24 protein-coding genes and 1 pseudogene are annotated in these 23346 nt (G+C 60.1%); 5 read left to right on the top strand and 20 right to left on the bottom strand.

Going from position 1 to position 23346, the window contains the following annotated elements:
• Positions 1 to 141 precede the first annotated feature (141 nt).
• The 8 genes and pseudogenes from NKI58_RS01305 to NKI58_RS01270 form a co-directional block, all read right to left on the bottom strand.
• Positions 142 to 1254, bottom strand: coding sequence for a vitamin K epoxide reductase family protein (locus tag NKI58_RS01305; RefSeq protein ID WP_352853033.1), 1113 nt, complete (start codon positions 1252 to 1254; stop codon positions 142 to 144).
• Positions 1255 to 2011: 757 nt separating this feature from the next.
• Positions 2012 to 2251: pseudogene (locus tag NKI58_RS01300) on the bottom strand (hypothetical protein); the annotation flags it as partial.
• Positions 2203 to 2673, bottom strand: a complete 471-nt coding sequence (locus NKI58_RS01295) for an NAD-dependent epimerase/dehydratase family protein (RefSeq protein WP_352853032.1) — start codon at positions 2671 to 2673, stop codon at positions 2203 to 2205. The gene NKI58_RS01295 and the pseudogene NKI58_RS01300, both read right to left, overlap by 49 nt.
• Positions 2674 to 2863: 190 nt before the next feature.
• Entirely contained in the window at positions 2864 to 3334 is a 471-nt protein-coding gene (locus tag NKI58_RS01290) for an arginase family protein (protein ID WP_352853045.1), read from the bottom strand.
• Positions 3331 to 3810: an arginase family protein gene (locus NKI58_RS01285; RefSeq protein WP_352783259.1), complete on the bottom strand. Its 480-nt coding sequence runs from the start codon at positions 3808 to 3810 to the stop codon at positions 3331 to 3333. The genes NKI58_RS01290 and NKI58_RS01285 overlap by 4 nt, the downstream gene beginning before the upstream one ends.
• Before the next feature lie 316 nt (positions 3811 to 4126).
• Positions 4127 to 4627 (bottom strand): DUF6496 domain-containing protein, encoded by a 501-nt coding sequence (locus tag NKI58_RS01280; protein WP_023678569.1) that lies wholly within the window; start codon positions 4625 to 4627, stop codon positions 4127 to 4129.
• A gap of 119 nt (positions 4628 to 4746) precedes the next feature.
• Complete coding sequence (locus NKI58_RS01275) at positions 4747 to 5424, bottom strand: dienelactone hydrolase family protein (RefSeq protein ID WP_352783261.1); 678 nt, start codon at positions 5422 to 5424, stop codon at positions 4747 to 4749.
• Positions 5425 to 5435: 11 nt separating this feature from the next.
• Complete coding sequence (locus NKI58_RS01270; RefSeq protein ID WP_023677861.1) at positions 5436 to 6170, bottom strand: phosphoribosyltransferase; 735 nt, start codon at positions 6168 to 6170, stop codon at positions 5436 to 5438.
• A gap of 283 nt (positions 6171 to 6453) precedes the next feature.
• On the opposite strand from NKI58_RS01270, the gene NKI58_RS01265 reads away from it, so the two are divergent.
• Complete coding sequence (locus NKI58_RS01265; RefSeq protein WP_023677862.1) at positions 6454 to 6882, top strand: CBS domain-containing protein; 429 nt, start codon at positions 6454 to 6456, stop codon at positions 6880 to 6882.
• Positions 6883 to 6970: 88 nt separating this feature from the next.
• On the opposite strand, the gene NKI58_RS01260 is transcribed toward NKI58_RS01265, so the two are convergent.
• Complete coding sequence (locus tag NKI58_RS01260; RefSeq protein WP_352783265.1) at positions 6971 to 7432, bottom strand: Hsp20/alpha crystallin family protein; 462 nt, start codon at positions 7430 to 7432, stop codon at positions 6971 to 6973.
• 280 nt (positions 7433 to 7712) lie between these two features.
• On the opposite strand from NKI58_RS01260, the gene NKI58_RS01255 reads away from it, so the two are divergent.
• On the top strand, positions 7713 to 8150 hold the full coding sequence (locus tag NKI58_RS01255; RefSeq protein WP_023677864.1) for a DUF2267 domain-containing protein: 438 nt from the start codon (positions 7713 to 7715) through the stop codon (positions 8148 to 8150).
• A gap of 49 nt (positions 8151 to 8199) precedes the next feature.
• Entirely contained in the window at positions 8200 to 8670 is a 471-nt protein-coding gene (locus NKI58_RS01250) for a YbhB/YbcL family Raf kinase inhibitor-like protein (RefSeq protein WP_023677865.1), read from the top strand.
• A gap of 24 nt (positions 8671 to 8694) precedes the next feature.
• On the opposite strand, the gene NKI58_RS01245 is transcribed toward NKI58_RS01250, so the two are convergent.
• The 6 genes from NKI58_RS01245 to dctP all read right to left on the bottom strand — a co-directional run bounded on the left by NKI58_RS01245 (position 8695) and on the right by dctP (position 15150).
• The gene (locus NKI58_RS01245; RefSeq protein WP_352853031.1) at positions 8695 to 10161 is read right to left on the bottom strand and encodes an FAD-dependent oxidoreductase; all 1467 of its coding nucleotides are present in this window, start codon (positions 10159 to 10161) and stop codon (positions 8695 to 8697) included.
• Position 10162: 1 nt separating this feature from the next.
• Positions 10163 to 10651: a hypothetical protein gene (locus NKI58_RS01240; protein WP_352783270.1), complete on the bottom strand. Its 489-nt coding sequence runs from the start codon at positions 10649 to 10651 to the stop codon at positions 10163 to 10165.
• Positions 10639 to 11208, bottom strand: coding sequence for a hypothetical protein (locus tag NKI58_RS01235; protein WP_352824364.1), 570 nt, complete (start codon positions 11206 to 11208; stop codon positions 10639 to 10641). Before NKI58_RS01235 ends, NKI58_RS01240 begins: the two co-directional genes overlap by 13 nt.
• A 290-nt stretch (positions 11209 to 11498) precedes the next feature.
• Entirely contained in the window at positions 11499 to 12869 is a 1371-nt protein-coding gene (locus tag NKI58_RS01230) for a TRAP transporter large permease (protein WP_352574876.1), read from the bottom strand.
• A 3-nt stretch (positions 12870 to 12872) separates the two neighbouring features.
• The gene (locus NKI58_RS01225; protein WP_352783276.1) at positions 12873 to 13922 is read right to left on the bottom strand and encodes a TRAP transporter small permease subunit; all 1050 of its coding nucleotides are present in this window, start codon (positions 13920 to 13922) and stop codon (positions 12873 to 12875) included.
• 109 nt (positions 13923 to 14031) lie between these two features.
• On the bottom strand, positions 14032 to 15150 hold the full coding sequence (gene dctP / locus NKI58_RS01220; protein ID WP_352783278.1) for a TRAP transporter substrate-binding protein DctP: 1119 nt from the start codon (positions 15148 to 15150) through the stop codon (positions 14032 to 14034).
• Positions 15151 to 15485: 335 nt separating this feature from the next.
• Here dctP and NKI58_RS01215 point away from each other — a divergent pair, with 335 nt between their 5' ends.
• Complete coding sequence (locus tag NKI58_RS01215; protein WP_352783280.1) at positions 15486 to 15896, top strand: site-specific integrase; 411 nt, start codon at positions 15486 to 15488, stop codon at positions 15894 to 15896.
• 374 nt (positions 15897 to 16270) lie between these two features.
• On the opposite strand, the gene NKI58_RS35495 is transcribed toward NKI58_RS01215, so the two are convergent.
• Together NKI58_RS35495 and NKI58_RS01210 are read right to left on the bottom strand one after the other, a co-directional pair.
• Positions 16271 to 16543, bottom strand: a complete 273-nt coding sequence (locus tag NKI58_RS35495; RefSeq protein WP_502894588.1) for a beta-barrel domain-containing protein — start codon at positions 16541 to 16543, stop codon at positions 16271 to 16273.
• Positions 16544 to 16659: 116 nt separating this feature from the next.
• Positions 16660 to 17757, bottom strand: coding sequence for a cupin-like domain-containing protein (locus tag NKI58_RS01210; RefSeq protein ID WP_352783282.1), 1098 nt, complete (start codon positions 17755 to 17757; stop codon positions 16660 to 16662).
• Between the two features lie 183 nt (positions 17758 to 17940).
• On the opposite strand from NKI58_RS01210, the gene NKI58_RS01205 reads away from it, so the two are divergent.
• On the top strand, positions 17941 to 18081 hold the full coding sequence (locus NKI58_RS01205) for a hypothetical protein (protein ID WP_352457634.1): 141 nt from the start codon (positions 17941 to 17943) through the stop codon (positions 18079 to 18081).
• Between the two features lie 68 nt (positions 18082 to 18149).
• Here the strand turns inward: NKI58_RS01205 and NKI58_RS01200 are convergent, their stop codons facing one another.
• The 3 genes from NKI58_RS01200 to NKI58_RS01190 form a co-directional block, all read right to left on the bottom strand.
• Positions 18150 to 19475 carry an HlyD family type I secretion periplasmic adaptor subunit gene (locus tag NKI58_RS01200; protein ID WP_352783284.1) on the bottom strand — a complete coding sequence of 442 codons (1326 nt, stop codon included), beginning with the start codon at positions 19473 to 19475 and terminating at the stop codon, positions 18150 to 18152.
• Positions 19472 to 20989, bottom strand: coding sequence for an ATP-binding cassette domain-containing protein (locus NKI58_RS01195; RefSeq protein WP_352783287.1), 1518 nt, complete (start codon positions 20987 to 20989; stop codon positions 19472 to 19474). The genes NKI58_RS01200 and NKI58_RS01195 overlap by 4 nt, the downstream gene beginning before the upstream one ends.
• Before the next feature lie 186 nt (positions 20990 to 21175).
• Positions 21176 to 22819 (bottom strand): hypothetical protein, encoded by a 1644-nt coding sequence (locus NKI58_RS01190; protein WP_352783290.1) that lies wholly within the window; start codon positions 22817 to 22819, stop codon positions 21176 to 21178.
• Positions 22820 to 23346 lie beyond the last annotated feature (527 nt).

Genomic DNA, 23346 nt, shown 5'->3' with positions numbered 1-23346 from the left:
CCCAGATACGCGGAAAATTCAAGTTGGAAGGGTACGGCGCCTTTGCGCCTTTCGCCGACTTCCCGCTCGATATGTTCGACAGGTTGATGCGGATCAATCTTTGCAGTCACCTGGCCGATCGTCCAGCGCTGCGGAACATCCTCAGATGATGGCCCGGTCCCAGCCGCCATAATGCGCAGCGCTGCGCGTGCCGCGTGGCAGGCTGAGCCCGACCAGCAGGGCTCCGATCGCCAGATTGGCGAGGCTCGCGGCCGCACCGCCGGCGAGGATGAACGGAGAGAGGGCAATCCAGGCTCCAAGCGCGATTTTCAGAAAGCGGACGGCGCGCGCCACCTCGGCCATCGCGGTAACGGCTACCATGATGACCAGGCAGCCGATGACATGGTCGCTGAAGTAGAGCGGCGGGCTTGTGCCGAAGCTGAGCGGCGTGATGATCAGCAGGGCGCCGGCGAGCGTGCTGGCGACAAGGGTCCACGGGAAGTTCACACCGCCGGTGACGAAGTCCCGCGCCACTGCCGATAGCGGCCGGTCGAGATCCGGCGTCGGCGTCTGGTCCTCCGAAAGCGCCGGGCCGCCGCACCAGAATGTGCGCCAGAACGGCTCTCCCGCCTGTTTCGCACGCCAAAGATACTGGCAGCTCGCCAGCACCTCGTCCACCGAATAGGGGATGAGCACGACCGTGACGGCGGCCTGGACGATGCAGAGCGTGCACAGCGCCCCGATGAGCGGCGGCTGGATGATGATGAAGCCGACGCTGACCACGCCGGGCGGGATGACCAGCAAGCCGAACAGCAGCACCATCCATGGCATGGTGCGCCAGCGGCGGCGGTCGCCGATCGCGCCGGCGAGGATGTCCAGCGCATAGGCGAAGGCGCCCAGCCCGGCATCGGCGATTGGAAAGCCCTTGGAGACCCATGAGGTGACCACCGCCTCGCTGCCATTGCCGGCCGGCGTTTCGCCCGGGCCGAAGAACGGTTCCCAAAGGCCATCGATATGGCCAAGCTGATAGGCGGCGAGATAACGCGAGACGAACAGGCCGACAAAGGCGAGGCCGATTATGGGAATGCGCTGGGTGAAGAGGGAGGGCGAATAGCTCCAGCCGAGCGGGCGGTCGTCATCGGCGGCAAGGGCACGCCGGCTGATACCCGGCGTCGGCGGGATCATCACCGCGAACGCGACGATCAGCATGCCGGCCAACGTGTCGGTCGCGTAGGCTCCGGCGCTGGTGGTCCAGAACAGCAGCGGCGCGAACATCACCCAAAACCCCGATCGAGGCGGTGATCCATTGCAGCCCGTGCCAGCGCCGGCGCATGCCGACAAGCGCCAGCGACAGGATGGCGAGGCCGGATACAATCTCACTGATGCCGAGCCTGCCGTCGCGCGTCTCCGGCGAGGCGATCTCATGTCCGAGCGCCGGCGGAATCGGTGCTGAAGCGGGATCGAACAGGCCGAGCGTGAAGGGCGACGCCACGAGCCACAGCCCGACCGCAACGTTGGTCAGCGGCGCCCAGAGCGTTGCGGCCCGGTGGCGTTCGGTTTCGGCCGCGACCTCGTCGTCCGAGCGCTCGAGCGGGCGCTGCAGCCGTTCGGCGGCCTGGTCGAGCTCGGGCGCGGAAGCGGCGACCGCCGACGGTTCAAGCTTGTTCTTCTTGTACCAGTCGGTAGGATCCGCCTTCAGCCGCCGGATCATTTCCGGCAATGTAGCGGTCAGGCTGTGCCGCGGCTTCCAGCCAAGCAGGCGCCTGGCGCGGGAGATGTCGATCTCGTAGTGATCGTCGGCGTTCTCGATCATCCATGGCTTGATGTCGGTCTCCTGGTCGAAAACCTTCTCCTGCATCCAGGCGCCGAGCTTCGTCACCTCTTTCGGCAGGGACAGGGTCCGCCAGGTCTCGCCATGCAGGAGCTGCCCGATCTGCTTCTGCATCTCGTCGTAGGACGGCGTCTCTTCTTCGCCGATCAGCAGTACGGTCTCGTCGGGAAGCGCGCTGCGCCGGTCGACGGTGCGCACCACGGCGTCGACGAGATCGTCCAGATGCAGGTAGGGCTGGCCGGTGGTGATGTCGCCGGTGAAAAGATAGGCGGTCGGCATGCGCTCGAAAATGCGGGCGATCTGCTGGGCGATGAAGGCCGCGTGACAATCCTCGTCATAGACGCCCGCCAGTCGCAGGATCGCAACCTTGACGTTGCCGTGCTCCTTCAGGATCAGCGTCTCGGTCTCGCCTTCGATCTCGGATAGGCCCAGGCCGGATCGATCGGAGACTCTTCGTCGATCTTGGTGCCCTTTGCCGGGCTCGGCGCATGCACCAGCAACGTGCTCGAAAACACGAACTGCTCCGTCTCGAGCCCTCTCAGCGCGTTCAGCAGCCGGCGCGTTCCCTCGACGGTCACCGCGCCGTATTTCGGATTATCCTCGCCGGTCGTGTCGTAATAGGCCGCAAGATGGATCACCGAGGCAACGCGGCCGCCGCTCCGCTCGCGCACCTCGGCCAGTGCCTTCGCCACGCTCGCGTCCGAGGTAAGGTCGATCTCGATCGTCTCGACGCCGGGCAAGGATCGTCTGGCAACATCAAGGCCGATGATGTCGTAGCGCTCCATCAAGCCGCGAGCGATGGCTTGGCCCAGAAACCCGCTGCTGCCTGTGATCAGGACGGTGGGACGGGTTTTGCCGGTCATGGCGAATCTCCTTGGCGATAGCCGGGTAGAAGAAGCCGAATGCTTCGGTCGCACACTCGGAACCATGTTCGTTGAGAACGGTTCCCGATGAGGTAGCACCACAGAATGGGTGCGCGCGGCGATCCGTCAGACCGACGGCCATTCGTGCCGGCGGATTGCGTTCGTGCACAAGTGCAGGACTCCCATTGGTCTACCGGCCGCGAAGGGAAGCGACCAGAATGTCGATCAGCAGCTTGCCGCAGCGACGATCCGGATCGCGGTCGGGATCATAGATCGTCACCTCCATCCCAATCACGCGTGGATCGTTGCACCATGTGCGAAGGGCTTCGACAGCTTCGTCGGGCAAGACACCGCCGGCCTCCGGCGAATCGACAGCCGACATGATCTCGCTGTCCAGCACATCGACATCGAAGTGAACGAATACACCCTCGACGTCCTTCCCTGCGACCGCGTCAAGCGCTATGCGTGCCGCATCGGCGAAGCCGCGCCGCCGCACGTCCACCAAATCCATCCGGTGATCATCGGTGTCGAAGACGGCCTTGGACGTGTAAGTCGCGGGGTCCTGCACATCGCGATAGCCAAACGCGACTACGTCGGCCTCACGGACCAAAGGAGTGTGCTCGCCGAAATCGGTCAGGAGCGTCGGGCCATGGCCGGTCACGAAGGCCAAATCCATGCCCGCGGCTCCTTTTGACGGCGAGGTATCCGGCATTTGAAATCGGTGTGCCCATCGAAGAAGACAAGGCCGTAGCGGCCACGACGCCGCAGCGCGAGCGCAGGGCCAAGCAACACACTGCAATCGCCGCCGAGCATGAGCAGGAACCCTCCCGAGTTCAGCTCCTCGTCGACCGCTTCGGCAAGCGTCTTGGAATACTGGCGCAGGGCCTGGGCATTGCGCACGCCCGTCGCAGGATCCACCTCAGGCCGATAAAGCGGAGCCCGAACCGAGCGCATCGGACCGGCGCCCAAACGGTCGGCGAGACCAAGCGATTGAAGTGCCTCCGGCGCCTTCCGCACGCCGGGCTCCGGCTCACCCTCCTGCGGCATCAGCCCAAGATTAGAGGGCGCGCCGAGCAAAGCGATATGTCTCGTCTGAGTGGTGGCTTGCGAGAATGTCGTGCTGGCAGCTGAGGTCATGATCAGAGTTCTCCGCGTTATGGGCGATACGCATGATGCTCAAGAAACAGGCTGCGCTTTCCTGACCGGTCTCCCGCTGCCCTTGCCGCCGAGTACCTCCGGTCGGTGTCACGCGTCAGGCAGCATCGCGAGCGACGAGTATTGCTCGTTCAGCGCCACCGTGTCGTCAGCGGTGATTTCGAAGTCGATGTTGTCCCGCAGATGCAGGCTCTGGTTCGCCTTGGGCAGCGGCGTTGTCCCGCGCTGCCGGGGCAGAGCTCGATACCGGTCGTTTGGGCCATATCGGATTTCCAGGAGGCGAACTGCCGTCTTTGAACTATGCGTGGTGTGCGCGCGTTCTGGCGGCCTTCTGCGCCGCCGCCTTCCTTCCGCTGGCGCCTTTCGTCTCGGCGGCCTTCTTGGCGGCGGCCGAGCGCTCCTCAGCCGTCCGGCGCGAGGCCGCACGCTTGGCCTGCTGCGCCAGCGCCTCGTGCGACGCCGTGCTCTTCGGCTCGTGCTCGAGCACCTTGGAGACGGCTTTCGAGACCCGCGGGCGGCGTTTCGGCGTGCGTTCACCCTGGCCGGCCTCATAGGCGTATTCGGCGCTTTTGCGCGTGCTCTCCTTCACCTTGCCCTTTTTGGGCGGGGGCAGGTCTACGCCTGCGCGTCTTGCCTCGGAAAGCCCGATGGCGATGGCCTGCTGGGTCGAGCGCGCGCCGTGCTCGCCGCGGCGGATTTTATCGATCTCCTCGTGCACGAACTCGCCGGCCTGTGTGCTCGGCGATTTGCCCTCGCGCTTGTCCTTTCGGGCCTTCTCGATGGTTTTCTTGTCCGGCATTGTCTTTCTCCCACATACGGGTTGCGACAGCCATTCGGGTTGCTGCGCGCGGTCTTATGAGGATCATAACGCGTTGAGGACGCAAATGATCCCGGGACTGGTGATCCAAGCCCCAGCTGTTAGGACGTCGACGCCGATCTGTCCGAAATCAGATGGCGCAAGAACCATCGGCTCGCCAGACCCGCGACTTCGTCCAGGGCGCCGGGCTCCTCGAACAGATGTGTCGCGCCAGGGACGATGGCGAGCTCCTTCTCGCAGAGGAGCGCCGCCAGCGCCGAGCGGTTGAGTGCGATCACTTGCGTGTCCGCGCCTCCGACGACGAGCAAGGTCGGCGCCCGGACGCGCGGCAGGGCGTGCGCTGCAAGATCGGGCCGGCCACCACGCCAAACTACGGCCGCGGCCTGGTCGGGCCGCTCGGCCGCCGCCACCAGGGCGGCACCGGCGCCCGTGCTCGCGCCGAAATAGCCAAGACGCAACCCCGACGTGTCCGGCGAGGCGCCGAGCCAATCCGTGACGCCGACCAGCCGGTCGGCGAGCAGTCCGATATTGAAGCGCAACTCGGCCGTGACCTGGTCGATCCGCTCCTCTTCGGCCGTCAACAGGTCGATGAGGAAGGTGGCGAGGTTCGCCTCGTTCAGCCTTTCGGCCACGTGGCGGTTGCGCGGGCTGTGGCGGCTGCTTCCGCTGCCGTGGGCGAAGAGCACAAGGCCGCGAGCATCCGGGGGCAACGAAAGATTGCCCTCAAGCGTGACAAGTCCCGCGGGAACATGCACGACGTGCTCGCTATCCCGGTCCATATCCACCTCCGCTATGTCGATCTGGTGCCAGGCGCCGGACCCGCGCTCGCGCGCCCAGCCAATTCCTCTTCGGAAGCGGCAGGCTTGTGGGAAGCCGCAGGCTTGGGCACGGACCTGGCGAGGAGCGCGCGGACCTCTTCATCGCTCGTCTGCGAGAAATCCACGTACCAGCGCCCGACACCCAGCAATGGCTCTGGTGTCGTCGCGCAAACGACCTCGTCGGCGTCCGCCCGCATCGCGTCGCAAGTGTCGGGGCTACCGACGGGAACGGCCGCGACAATATGGGCGGCGTGGTTTTTTCGCAGCGCCTTGATCCCGGCCCGCATGGTCGATCCGGTCGCAAGCCCGTCATCCACGAGGATAATGGTTCGTCCATTCAACTGCGGTGGGGGTCGCCCGTCCCTATAGAGGTGCTCGCGGCGCAGAAGCTCTTTTTCCTCCTTTGCAGCGACCGCGTCGATGACATGTGGCGGGATCGCGAGACCGTTGACGATTTCGTCGTTCAGGACACGTACACCTGAGGGCGCGATCGCCCCCATGGCCAGTTCCTCGTGACCGGGGACGCCGAGCTTGCGCACGACGAAGACGTCGAGCGGTGCCTTGAGTGCCTGCGCGACCTCGTAGCCGACCGGCACGCCGCCTCGGGGCAGCGCCAATACGATCACATCGTCGCGGCCGGCAAAGCGAACGAGTTCCCCGGCGAGTTGCCGCCCGGCCTCGCGGCGATCTGAAAAGATGATAGCCATGACCTTCAATCCGCGTGCATCTGTTTCCCGGTGGATGTTTTTTCACCAGCCTGCGGCCACATTCCGTGGGATGGCTGCGGCACCGGTACCATTTTGGAACTCGCTCGCTGCCTGGACGTTCCAAGAATAGTTTCGATCGCGAGGTGCCGGCACCGGCACGCGGCTCAGCGCGGATCGGGAAGATCGAAGATTGCCTCGTCCGGCCAGCTGGCAATCTAGCGATGCGTGGCAGCAGGCGCGTTTGGCGGCTTGTTGCCTCAGCAATCAGGGAAAGGAATATCCCATGCAAGTTCAGGAGATCATGAGCCGTCGGACCGAACTGGTCGGCCCGAACACGACAATCAGGGATGCCGCCCGGAAAATGCGGGCCGACAATCTCGGCGCCCTTCCGGTCGGCGAGAATGACAGGCTGGTCGGCATGGTGACGGACCGCGACATCGTGATGCGCGGCGTCGCCGAGGAGCGCTCAGCCGGCAACACGACCGTTCGCGAGGTCATGTCCGAGCATGTCTATTGGTGCTTCGACGACGCCGATATCACCGATGCGGCGAAGATCATGGCCAAGCATCAGGTGCGTCGTCTTCCGGTGATCAATCACGACAAGCGCCTCGTCGGCGTCATTGCCCTGGCCGACCTCGGGCGGACCGATGAGGAAGCCGCCAAGATCGCTCTCGAAGGCGTTTCCGAGGCGACGGACGATCCCCGGCGCTAGACGCTCGCCTGGGCGGTTGCCGCCGTGCTCGCCGTTCTTCTCCATCTGGGCTGAACGCCGCCTGCTCAGGCAGCCTTCAGTTTGGCAACTATCGCGCTTTCACTTCTATGCGGCGTGTCTTGTCCTTTGCAGCGGGGTTCTTCGGAAGCTCGACAACCAAAACGCCGTTCCTGAAAGTGGCCTGCACCTTGTCGGCATCGATCTCCGCTTCCAGGGGGATGGTCCGCTGAAACCGGCCATAACTGCGTTCGCTGTAAGTGCGGCCGCCGTCGCCTTCCTTGTGCTCCGAACGCTTCTCGCCCGTAATGGAGAGGATGTTGTCGCGCAGCTTGAGCTCAACGTCCTTCTGCTCGAGCCCCGGCAATTCGGCGGTGACCTTATAGGCTTGGTCTGTTTCATGTACGTCGACGCTCGGCCAAAGATCGCCGGCCGTAGTCGCTTCGGCCATCGGCGCGAAGAAGTCGTCGAACAGGCGGTCGATCTGGTGGAATGACGTGAGCGGGTCGCGCGCGGATGGGTAGAGGCTGCGCGATGGCGTCCGGGGCGCCAAATGTGATGTGCCATGGTTCTTCTCCTGTTTTTTGTGTCTGCATCACTCGTCGCCATGTGATCGGCGACGGCAAACAAAACTCGTCCACCCATGAGGATGTTCCGGGTGCCGGCCAAGAAAGGTGGTCGAAAAACAGCGGCAAAAAATGCCGGCCCGAATTCCCTCATGACGGGACCTCCGACAATAAATGCGCATCAGGACATACGCATCGGGGAACAACGGGCAGGTACCGCTGTTTGGTCACATCACCTAGTCGGATTTGAACGGAAGGAGGATTTCGATGAATGCCACCGGACTCGACGTATTCGACAAGACACTGCAGACCACGAACATCTGGCTCGACGAGATCATGGACGAGATTGGACCGGATCGGCAGGTCGCCTGGCACGTTCTCGGAGCGGTGCTGCACGCCCTGCGCGACCGTATGCAGCCGGATCTTGCAGCCCACCTCGGCTCGCAGCTGCCGATCCTGGTGCGCGGCGCCTTCTATGACCAATATCAGCCTTCCAAAGCTCCCGAGAAGATGCGGTCGCTCGACGAGTTTCTGGCCAAGATCAAGGCGGAGCTGGAATTTACCCGTCCGGTCGATTCCAAGGATGCATTCAGGGTCGTGTCCAAGGTGCTCGCCCATCACGTCGGAGAAGGACAGATGCACAAGGTTTGGGAATCCCTGCCAGGCGAGATAAGACGCGTCGCCGAAGCTCAGCAAGCGGCGTGAACGGCGCAGGCGCGGGCTTCTCGGTCGCAACCTCCTTGGGGAAATAGCAATGCCACTCACCCTTATCAGCCCGGCGTTCCGGGCAGGCGGAAGACTTCCCGAAAAATATGCGCGTGACGGCCAGAACGTCTCGCCGCCGCTGAAGTGGTCCGGTGTCCCGGATGGTACCAAGAGCCTTGTTCTTGTCGTGCGGGATCCCGATGCACCAAGCGGGATTTTCGGGCACTGGGCGGTGTTCAACATCCCGCCGGATGCCGGCGGACTCGCCGAGGCCGAAGACGGCAAGCCCGGCCCGTCGGCACTCAGGCAAGGCACCAACGATTTCGGCAATGCCTATTACGATGGTCCGCAGCCGCCTGCAGGGCACGGCGTCCACCATTACCACTTCCTGCTGGCCGCGCTCGATGTGCCGAGCCTCAGCGTACCAGGACAGGCGGGCGTGCATCAGGTCTGGAAACAAGCCCAGAAACACGCATTGGAGGAGACGGAGTTGGTCGGAACCTACGAACGGCCGGCGTGACGCGGGCCGTGTCGGTCGCCGCCTTCACAATGTAATCTGGGCAAGCGGTTTTCGGGCAGGGCCGTGGATGACCGAACCGTCGGCGGCGAAGATCGAGCCGTGGCAGGGACAATCCCCGGTGTGGTCCGCATTGTTCCAGGTTACGGTGCAGCCCTTGTGGGTGCAAATCGCCGAAACCGCCTGGAGTGCGCCTTCGGTGTCTCTCCACGCCGCAATCTTTTCGTCTCCCCTGACGATCACGCCACCCATGCCAGGCGCAATGTCGTGGGTGCTCGAGACGATCGATTGACTGCGGCCGTTCTTGTGGAAGTCCTCAGGATAGGGCCGGGCCGGATCGTAGAGTTTTTGCCATGGGCTCGGGCGGCCGCAGATCAGGTCGGCGATCATCGCGCCCACGGCCGTCCCGTTGGTGATCCCCCAGGCGTTGAAGCCCGTGGCAATGTGGAAGCCGGCGGCCTTGGCGGGATCGGGCTCGCCGGCATATGGAATCCTGTCGGCCGTATCATAATCCTCATTGCACCAGCGCCAGGCGACGTCGCCGACCGGAAGGTTCTTTCTCGCCCATTTTTCCAGTTCGACAAACCGCCTCGCCACGTCGCCGTCCCAGCCGGTGTTGAACTTGGGGCCAAGCGTGACCAGCAGTGGACCTTCGGCATCACGGCCCGTGCGAATGGAACGCGTCGGGTCGTCGATGCCGATGAACATGCCGTCGACAGGGAGGGGATCATCGATCCGAAAGGCCATGGCGGTGTGGCAGCGCGGTTGCGTCCGGTTCGCCATGCCGATCGGGCTCTTCACCGTCATGTTGGTGGCGATGACGACGTGCCCGGCATCAACCGCGCCGCCATCGGTGACGACGCGCCAGCGGCTTGCCTCGTCGATCGAGGTGGCGCGGCTGTTGTCGAAGATCCGACCGCCACGGGCCGTCACCGCTTCGGCCAGGCCAACCAGATACATCGCCGGATTGAACTGCGCCTGGTCGGGGAACCGTAATGCCGCGGCCGTTTCGAAAGGCAGCGGCGCGCGGTCGAGGAGATCGGCCTCCAGCCCAACATGGCGCGCGGCCTCCGCCTCGGCCGCGACCTCCGCGCGCCGGCTTTCATCGCAGGTGTAGCTATAGGCGTCCTTGCTCTCGAGATCGCAGGCGATGGCGTAGTTGTTAACCCAGTCGCGGATTTGTCGGGCGCCGGCGGAATTCGCATCGGCGTAGACCTGGGCCAACTCCCGGCCGACAGTGTCGATGAGATGACGATAGATCAGCGCGTGCTGCGTAGTGATTTTGGCCGTCGAGCGGCCGGTTACCTGGCCGCCCGTGCGCAGGCCTTCGAGGACGACCACCGATCGGCCCGCCTCGCAAAGCCGAAGCGCCGTCGTCAGCCCGACAATTCCAGCACCCACGACAACGGCGTCCGCACGGATCGAACCTTCGAGCTGGGGATGGTTCGTGGAGGTGGCTGCCGCCACCCAACAGCTTCCCAAGAGAGTGGCCATTTCAACCGCGTTCCTTGCTTTTGCTTTTCGATGCACTTCCATCGACAACCGCGCCGGCGGAGGAACGTTCCCGAGCTTGGTCGCTTTCAATCGTTCTCTCGCCACCCCGGGTCAGAAAAGCACCGGGAAGGTGCGAGGTGCAGGCCATCACCCAGGTGATCGCCTCGCGGTCGTATTCGTCGCCGGAGCGCCAGTCCTCGAAGAAGGCGTTCAGCCTATCGACACGCCCCGGCCAGATACCGGCGGCCTGCAGGCCGAGCGAAACGCCGTAATTGGTGAAGGCGAACTTGGTATCGCGCAGCCATGGCGCGCGGCTGAAATAACCGGGCGGGTCGACCCACATCGTTTCCAGGGTTCGCAGCGAACGCCTCGTCTGGGCCTCGGCCCACGGCTCGTCGGGAAAGAAATGGGCGAGCCACAGCATCATGCCGAGGCCGAGGTCCTGGTCGATGTCGAGGCTGCGCCAATCGCGCTCCATCAGGTCACGCATCTGCGCGATCTCGGGCGCCAGTTCCTCGTCGTCGAGCATTCGGTAAGAGACGTAGCCGTCATAGGCATCCATGCTGCCGAGGCCGTAGCCGGGTAAGGACCGCTCAAATCCTCCTGCATCTTCCAGATCACGCCGCGGCCGGGGACCACAAACGCCGGGTGAATGTCCCGCGCCAGCGTAATGCCGCGCTTGCGGTATTCCGGCTTCAGATCGCCGAGACGCGCCAGGGCGAACAGCCACATCGCCAGATAGTGGAAATACTGGCCGTCGCGATCCGCCGCTTCGCCGATCCTCAGTCCGCGCCGGCGGCCGAGCACACGCTCGACATCGGCCACCAGCCGCTCGGCTTCGCCCAGCCAGCGCTCTTCGCCAGTTTCCGCATAAAGCGAGACATAGAGCACGACCCCGAATGCATCGGTCCACAGATATCGCAAGCCGTTGGGCCAGATGCCTTCGCCGCGCATCCAGTCGAGTTTTTGCAGGACATAATCGACGTCACGCAGCATCGCGCCAAGCCCCGAACCGGCCCGTGTTCGGTGTCCCGCGATTGTGAGCATGCAGAATTTCGAGCATGTCTCTCCTCGTCCGGTTGATCTATCGCGAAACGATCTGATCGGCGGCGGGTTCCTTGGCCATCTCGGCAAGGACAGATGGCGCGGCATTCCCGGGGCGGCGTAGGCGAGATAACCAAGACTGGTCGAGTGCGATACACCCGCACTCGCAGCCAGGATTGTTTCAAGAAGCGATCTTCATGACGACGCGCAAAGGAAGGCAAAAAGGTGACGCCGTTCAAGCGAAAAGCTATCAAATTCGACTGATCCTCGGTGTCGGCAAGCCGCAAATGTGGTCAATTGCCTCCGTACATGACCTTCGGGAGCCAGACGACGATTGAGGGGAACACGATGCACAGTCCCACTCCGATCGCCTGCAGGCACAAGAAGGGGACTGCGGATCGAAAGATCGTCGCCATCGAGATCTCCGGCGGCGCAACGCTCTTCAGATAGAACAGCGAATAGCCGAAAGGCGGGCTAAGGAACGCCATCTGCATGTTGACCATGAAAATGACACCATACCACAGTGGCACGTCTTCAGGAGCCACACCGGCTAGCCCAAACGTGCCGCCGAATTCGAGTGGCTTTAGGATGGGCAGAAATATCGGTACGGTGAGAAGGAGAATGCCCACCCAGTCCAGAAACATGCCCAGGACGAACAGAATGATCATCATCAGAACAAGAACGCCGTAAGGCGCCAAGCCTGTTCCGAGTATCGATTCGGCTACGAAGTTCTGCCCACCTTTCAGGATAAAGAAACCGACGAACATGGTGGCGCCGAAGAATATCCACATGACCATCGCCGTGGCCTTGAGCGTCGCGACACAGGCCTCCCGGATTGTGTCCCAGGTCAGGCGCCGATGTGCGGCGCAGACGATGAAAGCCCCGAACGTACCGATGCCGGCGGCTTCGACCGGCGTGGCAATGCCCATGAAGATGACCCCGAGCACAAGCAGGATCAGCAGTATCGGCATGAACGTCCGGCGCAAAAGCTTGAGTTTTTGGGCGAAGTCAATGCGCTCGTTCGGCGGCAACGCCGGGCCGAGTTTGGGGTCGATGTAACAGCGCGCCGTCACGTAGGCGACATACATCCCGGACAGCAGCAGCCCGGGAAATACCGACCCGATCAAAAGCTCGCCCAGCGACTGCTGCGCCACGACGGCATAGACGATCGCCATGACGGAAGGGGGTATGAGAATGCCAAGGGTCCCGCCAGCAAGAAGCGAGCCGCAGGCGAGCTTGGCGTCGTAGTTGCGGCGCAGCATGGCCGGGAGCGCGATCATGCCCATCGTCACTTCCGTCGCCCCGACGACACCGACCATCGCGGCCAGCAGCGTGCAGGAGATCACCGTGGCCGATGCGAGCCCGCCTTTGAGTCCGCCCAGCCATTTGTAGACGACATCGAACAGCTCCTCGATGATGCCCGCCTTCTCGAGAATCGCGGCCATGAAGATGAAAAGCGGCACCGCCGAGAGCTGATAATCCGTCATGAACGGGAAGACCCGAGACGGCAGCATGTTCAGCATGGCCGAATTGCCGAACAGAAAGAGGAAAAGCACGGCAAGGCTGCCGGTGCAAAAGGCCATCGGCAATCCGAGCAGCAAAAGTACGCCCAGACCCCCGAACATCAATATGCTGAGCCACAGGATCGGAAGCTCGAGGCCCATCGCTCAGCCGATCCTTCCAAATGCAGTGGCGATGTCTCGCATCAGCCGGGATAGGCCCTGAAGCAACAGGAGCGCTGCCCCGATGGGGATCGCGAGCTTTACCGGCCAGTATTGGATGCCCCATTCGGTGAATGAGCGTTCGCCAACCGCCGTGGCATCGCTCGCAAATCGCCATCCTGTGACCAGCATGGTGCCGGTGAACAAGAAGAAGAAGGCCGAGGTGATGATGTCGCAGACAGCACGACCGCGTTCGGAGAGATGGCTGTAGACGATGTCTACCCTGACATGCGTTTCGTCACGGTAGGCATAGGCGCCTGCCAGCATGTACTGGATGCCGAACATAAGAAACATGCTTTCATGTACCCAGTTGGTCGGTGAGTTGAAAACAAAACGGGCCACCACTTCGTAGTAGTACGCCACCACTGCGAGAACCGACCAATACGCGACGAACTCGCCCGTCACGCGTACCAACCAGTCGACCGGCTGGAACAACGCGAGCGGTTGCTTGACGGGCGTGGCTGGCACATCGACTACGAGCGGATGGTCGGCCGAGGGGCGCTCGATCTCACGGGTGCGGGTGCGCCGCACAAGACCGGGTATTAGAAGGGCGTCGCCTGCGAGAGCGAGACCAAGCAGAAGTCCGGCAATTCGGCCAATGCTGTTGGCGCGCTCGAGCCCATGGGCGGCGGCGCTCAGATTATCGCGCGCCACCGTGGCGTCTGCCTCAGCTTTCGCCAGGCGATCGGCAGCGCCTTCTTTGCTGGCTGCTACATCTGCCTTGGCACGCGGCAACAGCCTTTCGGCGTGTTCGCTCTGGGATCGCGCGAGCGACACTGCCTCACGTCCGTCGCGTACCTGGGCGCTCGTCCAAAGCACTGCAATGAACAGCGGGATAAAAATGAATCCCCACCTGCTCTTCAGATAAAACCGGTGCATGCCGAGGAAGCCTGCAGTGACCAGGAACAGGTAAGCAAGAAAGAGATTTGGACGGCCGGCATCGCGCTGTGCCCGCTCGCGATGGACAAGGAAGACCGCAACGAGCGGGAAAAGCACGAGGCTTGACCAGTATAGCCAGTGCGGCAGCACAAATGTGAGTGAGGGCATCGGCGACTGCCTCTTGCAGGAGAGTGCGCCCGCCCGGACAGGACGGGCGCGGAGAGCCTCAGAGGTTGATCGACAATCCCTGATACATGTCCGGCGTCACGTAACCGACGGTCGGGTTCTCCATCACCTCAAGCTGCAGTTTGAAGATGCGCGCCGCGTCCTTATCCTTGTTGGCCCACTCGAACCAGATTGGCACCGCGATTTCCTGGAACTTCTGGAGGTCCTCCGGTCCAAGCCGATTGATTTCAATGCCGGCATCCAGGAATTTCTGCCAGGCCTCCATGTCGGCCTTCTGGATGGCCCCGAAATGGACATTGGAATAGACTTGGATTTCGTCTTCCACGAACTTCTTGAGGTTGTCCGGGAGTTGGTTCCAGACATTCATGTTGACGGCAAAGTCCATCAGGTCGACGGGCTGGTATACGGACATCAGACCGGCTGGGCCCATGGAAATGTACTTGGTCACCTGCTGGAACCCGAGCGCCCAGTTTACCGCCGGCCCAGTGTAATCGGCTGCATCGATCGTGCCTTTCTCCAGCGCGGAGAACACCTCGCCGCCCGGCAGCAGCGTCGTCTTGGCGCCGGCTTTTGCGAATGTCTCGGCGATCATGCCGCCAGGTACGCGCAGCTTCAGGTCTCTGAAATCCTCGATCGAGCGGATCGGTGTCTTTGAGTGGATGATGTTCGGGCCGTGATGAATGCGGTTGACGTAGTAAAGACCTTGTTTCGCATAAAGGTCGCGCGCGGCCTGCAGACCACCTTTCGAATAGAAAAAGATGTCCCATTCGTGCGGATAGCGTAGCCCCATCGTGTAAGAGGAGAGGAACGCCGCAGCGGGAAGCTTACCGGCCCAGTAAAGTGAAAACGAGTTCATCGCTTCCAGAACGCCGTTCTTCACCCCGTCGAGGAGTTCGAAGTCACCAACGATGTCCTTTGCCTTGAACGGCTGAAATTCGAGTTGGCCTCCGGTCTTTTCCTTGATGGCCCCACACCAGCTCTGGAAAGTTTCAAGTCCGACGCCAGCCGGCCACGAGGTTTGAATTTTCCAGATGATTGTGTCAGCGGCTCCTGCCCTTCGAACCCAGGGAGCGGTAACCGCCGTCGCCGTCAGCCCGGCGACAAGTCCGCTCGACTTCAGAAAGCTTCGCCTTGATTTGGAATGCGATTCTCCGTCCATTGTCTTCCTCCCTGTTCGGCAAGCGGACAAACGATAGGCCCACCGCCGGTCTCAAAAACTGAAAACTAATGACACACCCTTTTTGAGGGATCAGAGCATGCCAGCGCCACGAACGACAGAGAAAGAAACGGCGCAGCATGCAAATAACATAGCGCGACGCAAGCATTTTCAACCACTGCGCGCCCGACCCGTAATATGCTCGTGCGTTTCAATAAATCCACGGTTTTAGTGGGTTATCGGCTAGTCAACGCGGCGTTCCTTCGGCTTATACGAAGCTCGGTGCGGCTTCCGTCCCTGCTTCTCAAGCCGAAACATTGGCCAGGTGACTGCGCTCCATGGTCCTGGTCTGCGTCCGCTGCCTGGTTCGAGTGATGCGCATCGGTAGGGCTCTCTACCCCGAGCAATCGCGTGACTGGCTATTCCCAGCAGAGAGCGAACGCGGTCACGTCATCGAGCACAAGGAGAAACGCAGCGATCTGTCGAAATGGGGGAATGACCTGCGGCAGACTTTCCGGACAATCGCCCAGGCTGCAGGCGTTGCGGAGTTGGACGTCCATCTTCTGATGAACCACTCGATCCCGGGGGTTAACGCAGGCTACATCACGCCCAACAAGCTGCTGAAGCGATCACCTGCGACAGCAATAGGAAGCAATCTAACGTCGGATGCTCGAAGCTGGGCGGTCGCGAGGGAATCAAACGAGGCTTCGCGCCTGGCCCGTCCTTCCCAGCAGGCGTCTGCTTTCTGAGCTGATGAGCGGCAAGGATTAGCGGCATCAAACGAGGGGGGTCGAGTCGGTAGAGCGCTACCGCCTTTCCCCACACTCGTCGAGCTGCCAATTCAAGCTGCATTGCTGCCGGTGAGCAGAGTCCGCTTGCCGGCGCGCCATATGAAGCACTATAGCAGGGAAAATCGTAAGCGGTGTTTCCGCGCGCCAAAACAAGATCGCCAGAGACGGGCTGTATGGGTCCGGTGACAAGTGTGCGCATGTGAAATGCCGCGACCCGGCGGGTAGAGAATTCACGTTTAGCTCTCTTTTAGTCCCGCGAATTCTGGAATAAGACATTATATTCGCCCAAATTATACTTTAACTTGAGCTCCAAATTCTTTTTGCCCGTCTCTTTATCCACGAAGCGCGCGACCCATAGCGGCGTAGACAGGAGCGCTGAGATACTCCCATGCAGACCTCGCTCCAGGTTCGATCATGACTTGCGTGCCCATCCCAGCTTGCAATGCTACAGGCGCTGCTTTCAAAGACTCCGGTCTCAGAACAATTCGAACTGAATAGAAAGTTTGACCGGTCCGAGGATCAATCAGTTGGTCAGCTGAAAGAGTGCGCATGTCGCCGCTCATCGCTTGCTGGTAACGTCTGCTCACAGCGCTCAGCCAAACCATCGCGTAACCGCCGTCCCCTCCTCAGCTTGTCGCAGGATGAAGGCGATCTGCACCTCCGAAAACTTCAACTCAGTGGAAAATTCCAGCTCAGAACGGTCAGAAATCCGGAATGCAGGTCACTGCCGAACAGGTAGTCCAACCGCGGGATGCGAGAGCGCCTCAAACTCTGCCTTCGTTAGGTCTTGCTCGGTCTGAAAACACCGCGCCATGAGGACTCCGAGATCTTCGGGGATCCGCAACGCCTTTGCTTGGTCCCGCCCCAACTGCGCCAGGAATGCGCACCATTGATCGTATTCGGTTTTGCCGGTGTCGCTCTTCCACTCAACATAGGCATGCTGGGCCAGAGTCTTAATTTCGTCGGTGGGGATCGGTTCGATGCCGTAACGGTATGCGCCTTGCAGGACCTGATAGCCGAATACAAGCAGAGCGCCGGCCCAGTCCAGCGCACTCCGTCTCAAACGCCGGTTGATGCTGACAGAGAATCCCTCGGTTTCAACCTCATGCCACCAATCGACCGGCATATACAAAACGTCACCTGCATTCAGTACGGCAATCTCTCCATGCAGTTGATTCAACAGCGGGAACTGGTCAAAATCGGGATTATTCAAATCCACAAGCGCCCGCCTGGGCTTGTCGGCCGTCTTTTCATGCTGCGGATAGATGAAACTATAATCCCAAGGGGGGAACATTTTTACGGCTTTTGTCCCGTGTAGCTGCACCAGGAATGCGTACCAATGATCATAATGCGCCTTGGCGGTAACCCCTTCGGAAGCAACATAGGGAGACGAGCCAACGAACTCCAGGTCACTTGGCCAAGGCAATGCCTCCAGAAGACTGCTCGGGACTTTCCCACCAAACATGTAGTAGCGCTCGTTTGCATCGATCAGTGGTTGCCATTCCCCCTGGCCTAGGATCCGCTCGAACAACTCACGGAAGGTCATTTCGTGTGTCATCCCGCTCTTGCGTAAGACATAGGATGCAGTGGAAACCGTGGTCTCGTCCCCTGGAACCACCGTAACCTGCCCGGTATGCCGCGCCCATTTGGGGTCATCCAATCCCCAGCCGTCGGAGGCTGCAACCCAGCCTCGAACAACAAACGGCCGATTTTGTCGGATTGCCGTGGAGATTTGCTTGCTGTCAATCTCCTCGATCGGTTTCATGTTAAGCTTTGGCGTTTCGCGAGCTGATTCAGCGAGTTTGGCGTTGCTGGCCATGGTTTCCACCCTTATTGAGATGACCTTAATCAAAGAAATGAAATACAAATTGCGTTTCAGTTGGATGATATGTGGCTGTCGGGAGCGATGTCGTCGTGCATTCGAATGGCAGCGATCCAGGCACTTGGTGTTCAATGGCCGTGCTGATCGACGAAAGCCGTCACCTGGCGGCGGGATACGCCGATGGCCTGGCAGAGCTTGGCGCTGTTTCCATTCCTCACCGTGCGCGAGAATGTCGAGTTCGGCCTGCGCATGCGCGGCGTCGACAGGGCCGAGCGGCGGCGACGCGTCGACTGGTGGCCGCGAATCTGGAAGAAGACATAATACTCGATACTCGCCCCCAATTATACTCGAACGGGAGCGTAACAGTCTTTGTCTATTGCTCGTTCTCTTTATTCACGAAGAGCACGTCCCATAGCGGCATAGACCGGCGCGCTGAGATACTCCCATGCTGACCTCGCTCCAGTTTCGATCATGACCTGTGTGCCCATTCCAGCTTGCAATGCTCCAGGCTTCAAAGACTCCGGCCTCAGAACAATTCGGACTGAATAAAAAGCCTGACCGGTCCGAGGGTCAATTAGCCGGTCAGCTGAAAGAGTGCGAACGTCACCGCTCATCGGTTGCTGGTAACGTCTGTTCACAGCGCTAAGCCACACCGTCGCGTGCAGCCCCACTTTCACCTGATCGACGTCGAGGGGGTCAACGTTTGCCACAACAACGAAGCTATCCTCCTGAGGGACGATGTCCATCAGCGGCTCTCCCGCCGTTACGACCCCTCCATTCGTGTGGACCTTAAGTCCCACTATGGTGCCTCCGATAGGAGCACGTATCTCGGTACGCGTCGCCACGTCATCAGCAGCGGCCATTCGCTGCTCGTATTCGTATATTTTGGCGCGGGTTTCTCCTAGTGTCTCGACGATATCGGCCGTCGTCGAGGCGCTAAGTTCGGCAATCTTGAATTTCGTCTCCTCCATCTTTTGCTGGGTCGCGCCGATCGACGCTACATACCCGCTTAGGGCACCTCCCACGTCCGCCTTTTCTCTTTCCAAATCTACAAGGCGCGTCCTGACTACCAACTTCCTTTCGTACAGGCTGCGCACATCACCTAATTGCTCCTCGATCAGCTCGAGCTTCCGGGTAGCCGCTACCACTTGCCCTTCAAAACCCTCTATCTCCTTCGCCATGCTTCCGGTTGCTTGCTGCAGCAGGGAGAGCTGCTCTCTGAAGAGGTTTTGACGTGTCCGAAAGACACTCTCCTGCCCGGAAGCAGCATCCGCTGCCAATTTGCCGGACGCTTTCAATTCAGGCGGAATTTCGATCGAGTCCTTTCCATCTCTTTCCGCGACCAAGCGCGCTTCCGTAGCCTTCGCCTCGTACCACTGCGCCTTGATTTCATTTGCAGCAGCCGCCGAAGCGGTGTTTTGCAATCGTATCAACACCTGGCCTGGCGACACGCGATCTCCTTCTTGAGCCAATATCTCTGATATGATGCCGCCTTCGAGGTGCTGAACTGTCTTTACGTTTGACGCGACATTCACCACCCCGGTGGCCAAGACCGCACCCTGGATAGGTGCCGCGACAAGCCACATGCCGGTCAGAGTCGAGAAGGCAGCGACAATCGCGAAACCAGAGATCACTAAACGCCTACCAAACGGCGGCGGATCCTCGGCTTGCTGGGTGCCGGAGTGTTCGGTGTCACGGGCGAGCGAAGCTATCATTTAACGCTCCGCAATTCAGTTTTCCCGAAGCGAACGGGAGGAACCGAACCTTCGGTGAGCTCAGGCGATCGACTTCCTAGGATCAGCGACCTATCAACTAATCCGGCAAGACGGTTGGTCTGTCCGGATATGGTGACAATTACCGAGCTTCCCGCATCCTTCATAAGCCTAACCGCCGACTCGAGGGTCTTCTTCGAGGCAGCGTCCAAATTGGCGAATGGCTCGTCCAAGACAATAAGTCTCGGCGCGCGAAAGAGCGCGCGGGCAAGGGCTACTCGCTTCCGTTCACTCCCGGACAGGCCGACCGAGTCGTTAAGCAAAGTGTCATAACCCTGGCCCAGACGAATGATAACTTCGTGTATTCCGGCTATTTTTGCTGCGGAAACCACGTCATCGATAGAACTTTGTTGAAAACGTGCAATATTTTCCGCGACGGTTCCGTCAAAAAGTTCAACGTGCTGAGGTAAATAGCCGATGCCTCGAACTCTAACATTATCCGGAAGCCTGGTTATGTCCATGTCTCCCAAGCGGATCTGACCGGTGCGGGGCTTGAGCAAACCAATGAGAAGACGAGAAAGCGTCGTCTTGCCGGTGGCTGCACGTCCTATGACCAGCAGCAATTCCCCAGGAGCCAGAGAAAGCGACAGTTTCCTAAATACGTCTGCTCGCGATCCAGCATGCCTGAATGTAACTTGATCGAGAACTAACGAGCCTTGCGGCGTTCCAGGAAGCAGAGACGGCTCTACGTCCAACGGTTTGGCAAGCTCCGCCTTGATCTGAGAGTATCCCTCCCGCGCTTCCCTGAGGCTTCTGAGCTCCCGAACTGCCTTTTCCACCATTCTGTAAGCAAATCTGGCAATGAGCCGGGCTGCAAATACGCCTCCGAGGGACGCCGAATCGTTCAGGAACAGCCAGATGCCCGATGCCAATAGAACTATGTAAACGCAACGGTTCAGCGCCCGGATCGCTGCATCAAGGCTCGATCCTCTGGCATTAAGCCGCTCCCGCTGCAAAAAGCCATCTACTCTGTTCCTACCCCAGCGACCGGCGATCGCGTCGGCCATTGCGAAGGCGCCGACTACGTCTTTGTGCCTTTCCGCTGAAATCAATACCTCTTTCGCCTGCTTGGCAGCTTCACGTTCAGCTTGGCGGGGCTCTTGTGTGATCTTTTCTTTGAGCAGGCTCATACCTGTCAGCACAGCCATGCCTGCCAACGCGATCAGGCCGAGAACAGGATGGATCAAGTATACACATAACAGGAAAACGGGAGCCCAGACCACGTCCAGCCAAGCAGCTAGCCCTCGCTCAACAAAGCTGGAGACTTTCTCGATGCTGGTCAGAAGCGGCGGATTGGGGACGCCTGCCGTCAATCCGGCTTTCACGGACTGGCTGGTCAAGTGGTGCTCGATCCAAACGCTCCAGCGGGAAAGCATACGACGACGAATGGCTTCCAGCACGACGCCGGTTACCAGAGCGAGCAAGGCGGCCAAGGTCAGAATAACGAGGGTTTCCACGCTGCGGCTGGAAATGACCCGGTCGAATATTTGTATAAAATAAAGCGGCCCAGCAAATCGGAGCGCATTGATACAGACACCAAAACCCACAACCGCAGCAAGGCCAGGTATCGACCTTCGCCACATTTCGCTGAGGGGGGCGCTGTACCGCCGCCTACCTCGTGTTCTCAGCAAGGACACCGTCTTTCACGCCCGTCCAAGCGGGGCATGCTGGTCGGGGTCCTCGTTGAAAATTCCCGAGAAATTCATGATCATCCCCTCCAAATCGTCATGAGGGCTCAAAGCAGGTCCCGCAAGAACATTTGGCTGAAGCCGATTTGCTGCCCAAAGGCGTTCATCGTGATCAACTGCCTCGAACATCGACCAAGCTCCGCTCACGAGGTTGTACATTTGGGTGGCGGACAGGGGAGGGCACCCGAGGGCTTGGACCAGGCTGCCCAGAGATGACTTGAGGGCTCCACGGGTTTTTGCCAAAACTGCCGCTTCTATCAACTCAGCGGGCGCCTGGATCGACATAAATGCGGGGTTCGAGCTTTGCGATAGCAACTCGGGCAAGGTGACCGAGACGCTCCCAAAGGGACTCGGCCATGTCGCCCTGCTGTCACTGGCAGGCCTTCCGGGGCCAGGTGTTTCTCCCAACTCTGCCAGAATCAGTTCGTGCGCGAGCTTCCCTAAAAAATCAATTCGCAGCTGGGAAGAGTAGGCTCGACCTTGGTCGAGTGCCGTCATTGGATTTGGGGAATCAGCAATACGCCGTAGATATGGATTATTGCCCTGTCCGTTAGCCAGTTTTTCAGAAGCGCGAGCCTTTAGAACGGGGCTGAGTGCCCCATCCTGGAGCTCCCATGGGGAATAGACATGCAGGCCAGTGGCTTCTTCAGCCTCCCTCACACCGAGCGGCGATCGGCCGATCCTGCCACTAATTGCAAGTACCTTGTGGCCAGCAGCGCGGAGGGTATCAACTCCATACTTTGCTCCCATCGCGTCATAGGAAGCGAAAATCGCGCCAAGAGCCATGCTCCGAAAAGATTCAGCCAGAATTAGCTCGGAAGTTTCCTTCTGCTGCAGCCCATCGGCAATCTCAATAACAGCGACGTCACATCCATTTTCAGCGGCATGGTTCAGTAGGCGGAAAGCACCCTTCTCAATCAACTCTACCGGGGCTAAATACGTCGTTGCAAATCCGGCATCTGTGAAATCAAGAACGATGTCGGCTCCGGCATCCCGCACAATCCAGGTGTCGCCACCCGAGCCAGTTCCTGTAATTTTCAGTGCCGCGACCTTCAGTCCCGCCTTTTTGAATCCTCGGACCAATGACGTTGCCGTCAATGTCTTGCCGGCGTTCATTGACGTCCCAAGCGACAGAACAATCGGCAGGGAAGGGGGTAAATCGTCTGAGCTGACCTTGTAATCCCACACGTTTAGCCGGCGGCCGAACTTGTCGCCAATCAGGCCGAGCGGGGTGATCTTGGTTGGCGCCAGCATGCGAGCATGCCTGGAAAGCTCACATGCCGCGATGCCGCCCCCCGCTACCAAGTCGCACGGCCCCAGATCGGGGCCTATTACCGCCTCGAACTGGTCAGGAGCGTACCTGTTTCCATAACAGAGGATTATCTCATCTCCGCGAAACATGATCGCCTTTCGCCCGCAGATGAGCTCCAGTCTGCTGTGATTGCCGAGTTCATCAACGCGCGCCAAAACAAGATCGCCAGCGACGGGCTGTATAGGTCCGGTGACGAGTGTGCGCATGTGAGATGCGGCGACCCGGCGGGTGGCGAATGCTCGTTTAGCTCTCTTCAGGCGCCCGCGCTTAATTCTTGAAACGGACATGACCCCCCCAACTTACATTTGGATGGCATTTAGAAGTCTTTTCTTTTCTATGTATAAGATTAAGCCCTTTTCTATACTCCTCTCCGTTTGCAATCGATTATCCAATAACCAATATGATTAGATAAATATGATTAGCTAAATAGCATTAGATGCCTAAAATACATACCCAAGCTAACGACTTTTAACGGCTATTAACACTATAATGTCTGGATCTCTGCCATTCGAATGCATGACGACATCTCCCCGCGAGGCCACATACCATCCAGTTGCATTGTCCGGATCAGGCCGGCGGGAAATCCACTGGTCTTTCAAGAGAATAAGAACGCGACTTCCGGATGCTGCGGCCGTAGCGTTTAGGCCGACTGAACGTGGGGGATCAGATATAAAGCGTGCTTAAATGTGGTGGAATGCGCCACATCTTCGCCCCTTCACATCGGGTCTTGCCGAAGCCGCTCATGCCCATCGATGCGGTGCCCGTTTCGAGATGCATTTGAAGTGGCTGCAGCGGAAGCGTGGTCAGGAAGTCT

Origin of the sequence: Mesorhizobium sp. M0522 (assembly GCF_040321085.1) — a bacterium.
GTDB lineage: Bacteria > Pseudomonadota > Alphaproteobacteria > Rhizobiales > Rhizobiaceae > Mesorhizobium.
The sequence above is the reverse complement of the archived record's forward strand: the minus strand, read 5'-3'. Positions and strand labels throughout refer to the sequence as shown.

Bases quoted from the DNA above. Each gene is read 5' to 3' on its own strand.
- NKI58_RS01305 (WP_352853033.1), bottom strand. From the start codon at position 1,254: ATGTTCGCGCCGCTGCTGTTCTGGACCACCAGCGCCGGAGCCTACGCG.
- NKI58_RS01295 (WP_352853032.1), bottom strand. From the start codon at position 2,673: ATGACCGGCAAAACCCGTCCCACCGTCCTGATCACAGGCAGCAGCGGG.
- NKI58_RS01285 (WP_352783259.1), bottom strand. From the start codon at position 3,810: ATGACCTCAGCTGCCAGCACGACATTCTCGCAAGCCACCACTCAGACG.
- NKI58_RS01280 (WP_023678569.1), bottom strand. From the start codon at position 4,627: ATGCCGGACAAGAAAACCATCGAGAAGGCCCGAAAGGACAAGCGCGAG.
- NKI58_RS01275 (WP_352783261.1), bottom strand. From the start codon at position 5,424: ATGGACCGGGATAGCGAGCACGTCGTGCATGTTCCCGCGGGACTTGTC.
- NKI58_RS01270 (WP_023677861.1), bottom strand. From the start codon at position 6,170: ATGGCTATCATCTTTTCAGATCGCCGCGAGGCCGGGCGGCAACTCGCC.
- NKI58_RS01265 (WP_023677862.1), top strand. From the start codon at position 6,454: ATGCAAGTTCAGGAGATCATGAGCCGTCGGACCGAACTGGTCGGCCCG.
- NKI58_RS01255 (WP_023677864.1), top strand. From the start codon at position 7,713: ATGAATGCCACCGGACTCGACGTATTCGACAAGACACTGCAGACCACG.
- NKI58_RS01250 (WP_023677865.1), top strand. From the start codon at position 8,200: ATGCCACTCACCCTTATCAGCCCGGCGTTCCGGGCAGGCGGAAGACTT.
- NKI58_RS01245 (WP_352853031.1), bottom strand. From the start codon at position 10,161: ATGGCCACTCTCTTGGGAAGCTGTTGGGTGGCGGCAGCCACCTCCACG.
- NKI58_RS01240 (WP_352783270.1), bottom strand. From the start codon at position 10,651: ATGCGTGACCTGATGGAGCGCGATTGGCGCAGCCTCGACATCGACCAG.
- NKI58_RS01235 (WP_352824364.1), bottom strand. From the start codon at position 11,208: ATGCTCACAATCGCGGGACACCGAACACGGGCCGGTTCGGGGCTTGGC.
- NKI58_RS01230 (WP_352574876.1), bottom strand. From the start codon at position 12,869: ATGGGCCTCGAGCTTCCGATCCTGTGGCTCAGCATATTGATGTTCGGG.
- dctP (WP_352783278.1), bottom strand. From the start codon at position 15,150: ATGGACGGAGAATCGCATTCCAAATCAAGGCGAAGCTTTCTGAAGTCG.
- NKI58_RS01215 (WP_352783280.1), top strand. From the start codon at position 15,486: ATGGTCCTGGTCTGCGTCCGCTGCCTGGTTCGAGTGATGCGCATCGGT.
- NKI58_RS35495 (WP_502894588.1), bottom strand. From the start codon at position 16,543: ATGGTTTGGCTGAGCGCTGTGAGCAGACGTTACCAGCAAGCGATGAGC.
- NKI58_RS01210 (WP_352783282.1), bottom strand. From the start codon at position 17,757: ATGGCCAGCAACGCCAAACTCGCTGAATCAGCTCGCGAAACGCCAAAG.
- NKI58_RS01205 (WP_352457634.1), top strand. From the start codon at position 17,941: ATGGCCTGGCAGAGCTTGGCGCTGTTTCCATTCCTCACCGTGCGCGAG.
- NKI58_RS01200 (WP_352783284.1), bottom strand. From the start codon at position 19,475: ATGATAGCTTCGCTCGCCCGTGACACCGAACACTCCGGCACCCAGCAA.
- NKI58_RS01190 (WP_352783290.1), bottom strand. From the start codon at position 22,819: ATGTCCGTTTCAAGAATTAAGCGCGGGCGCCTGAAGAGAGCTAAACGA.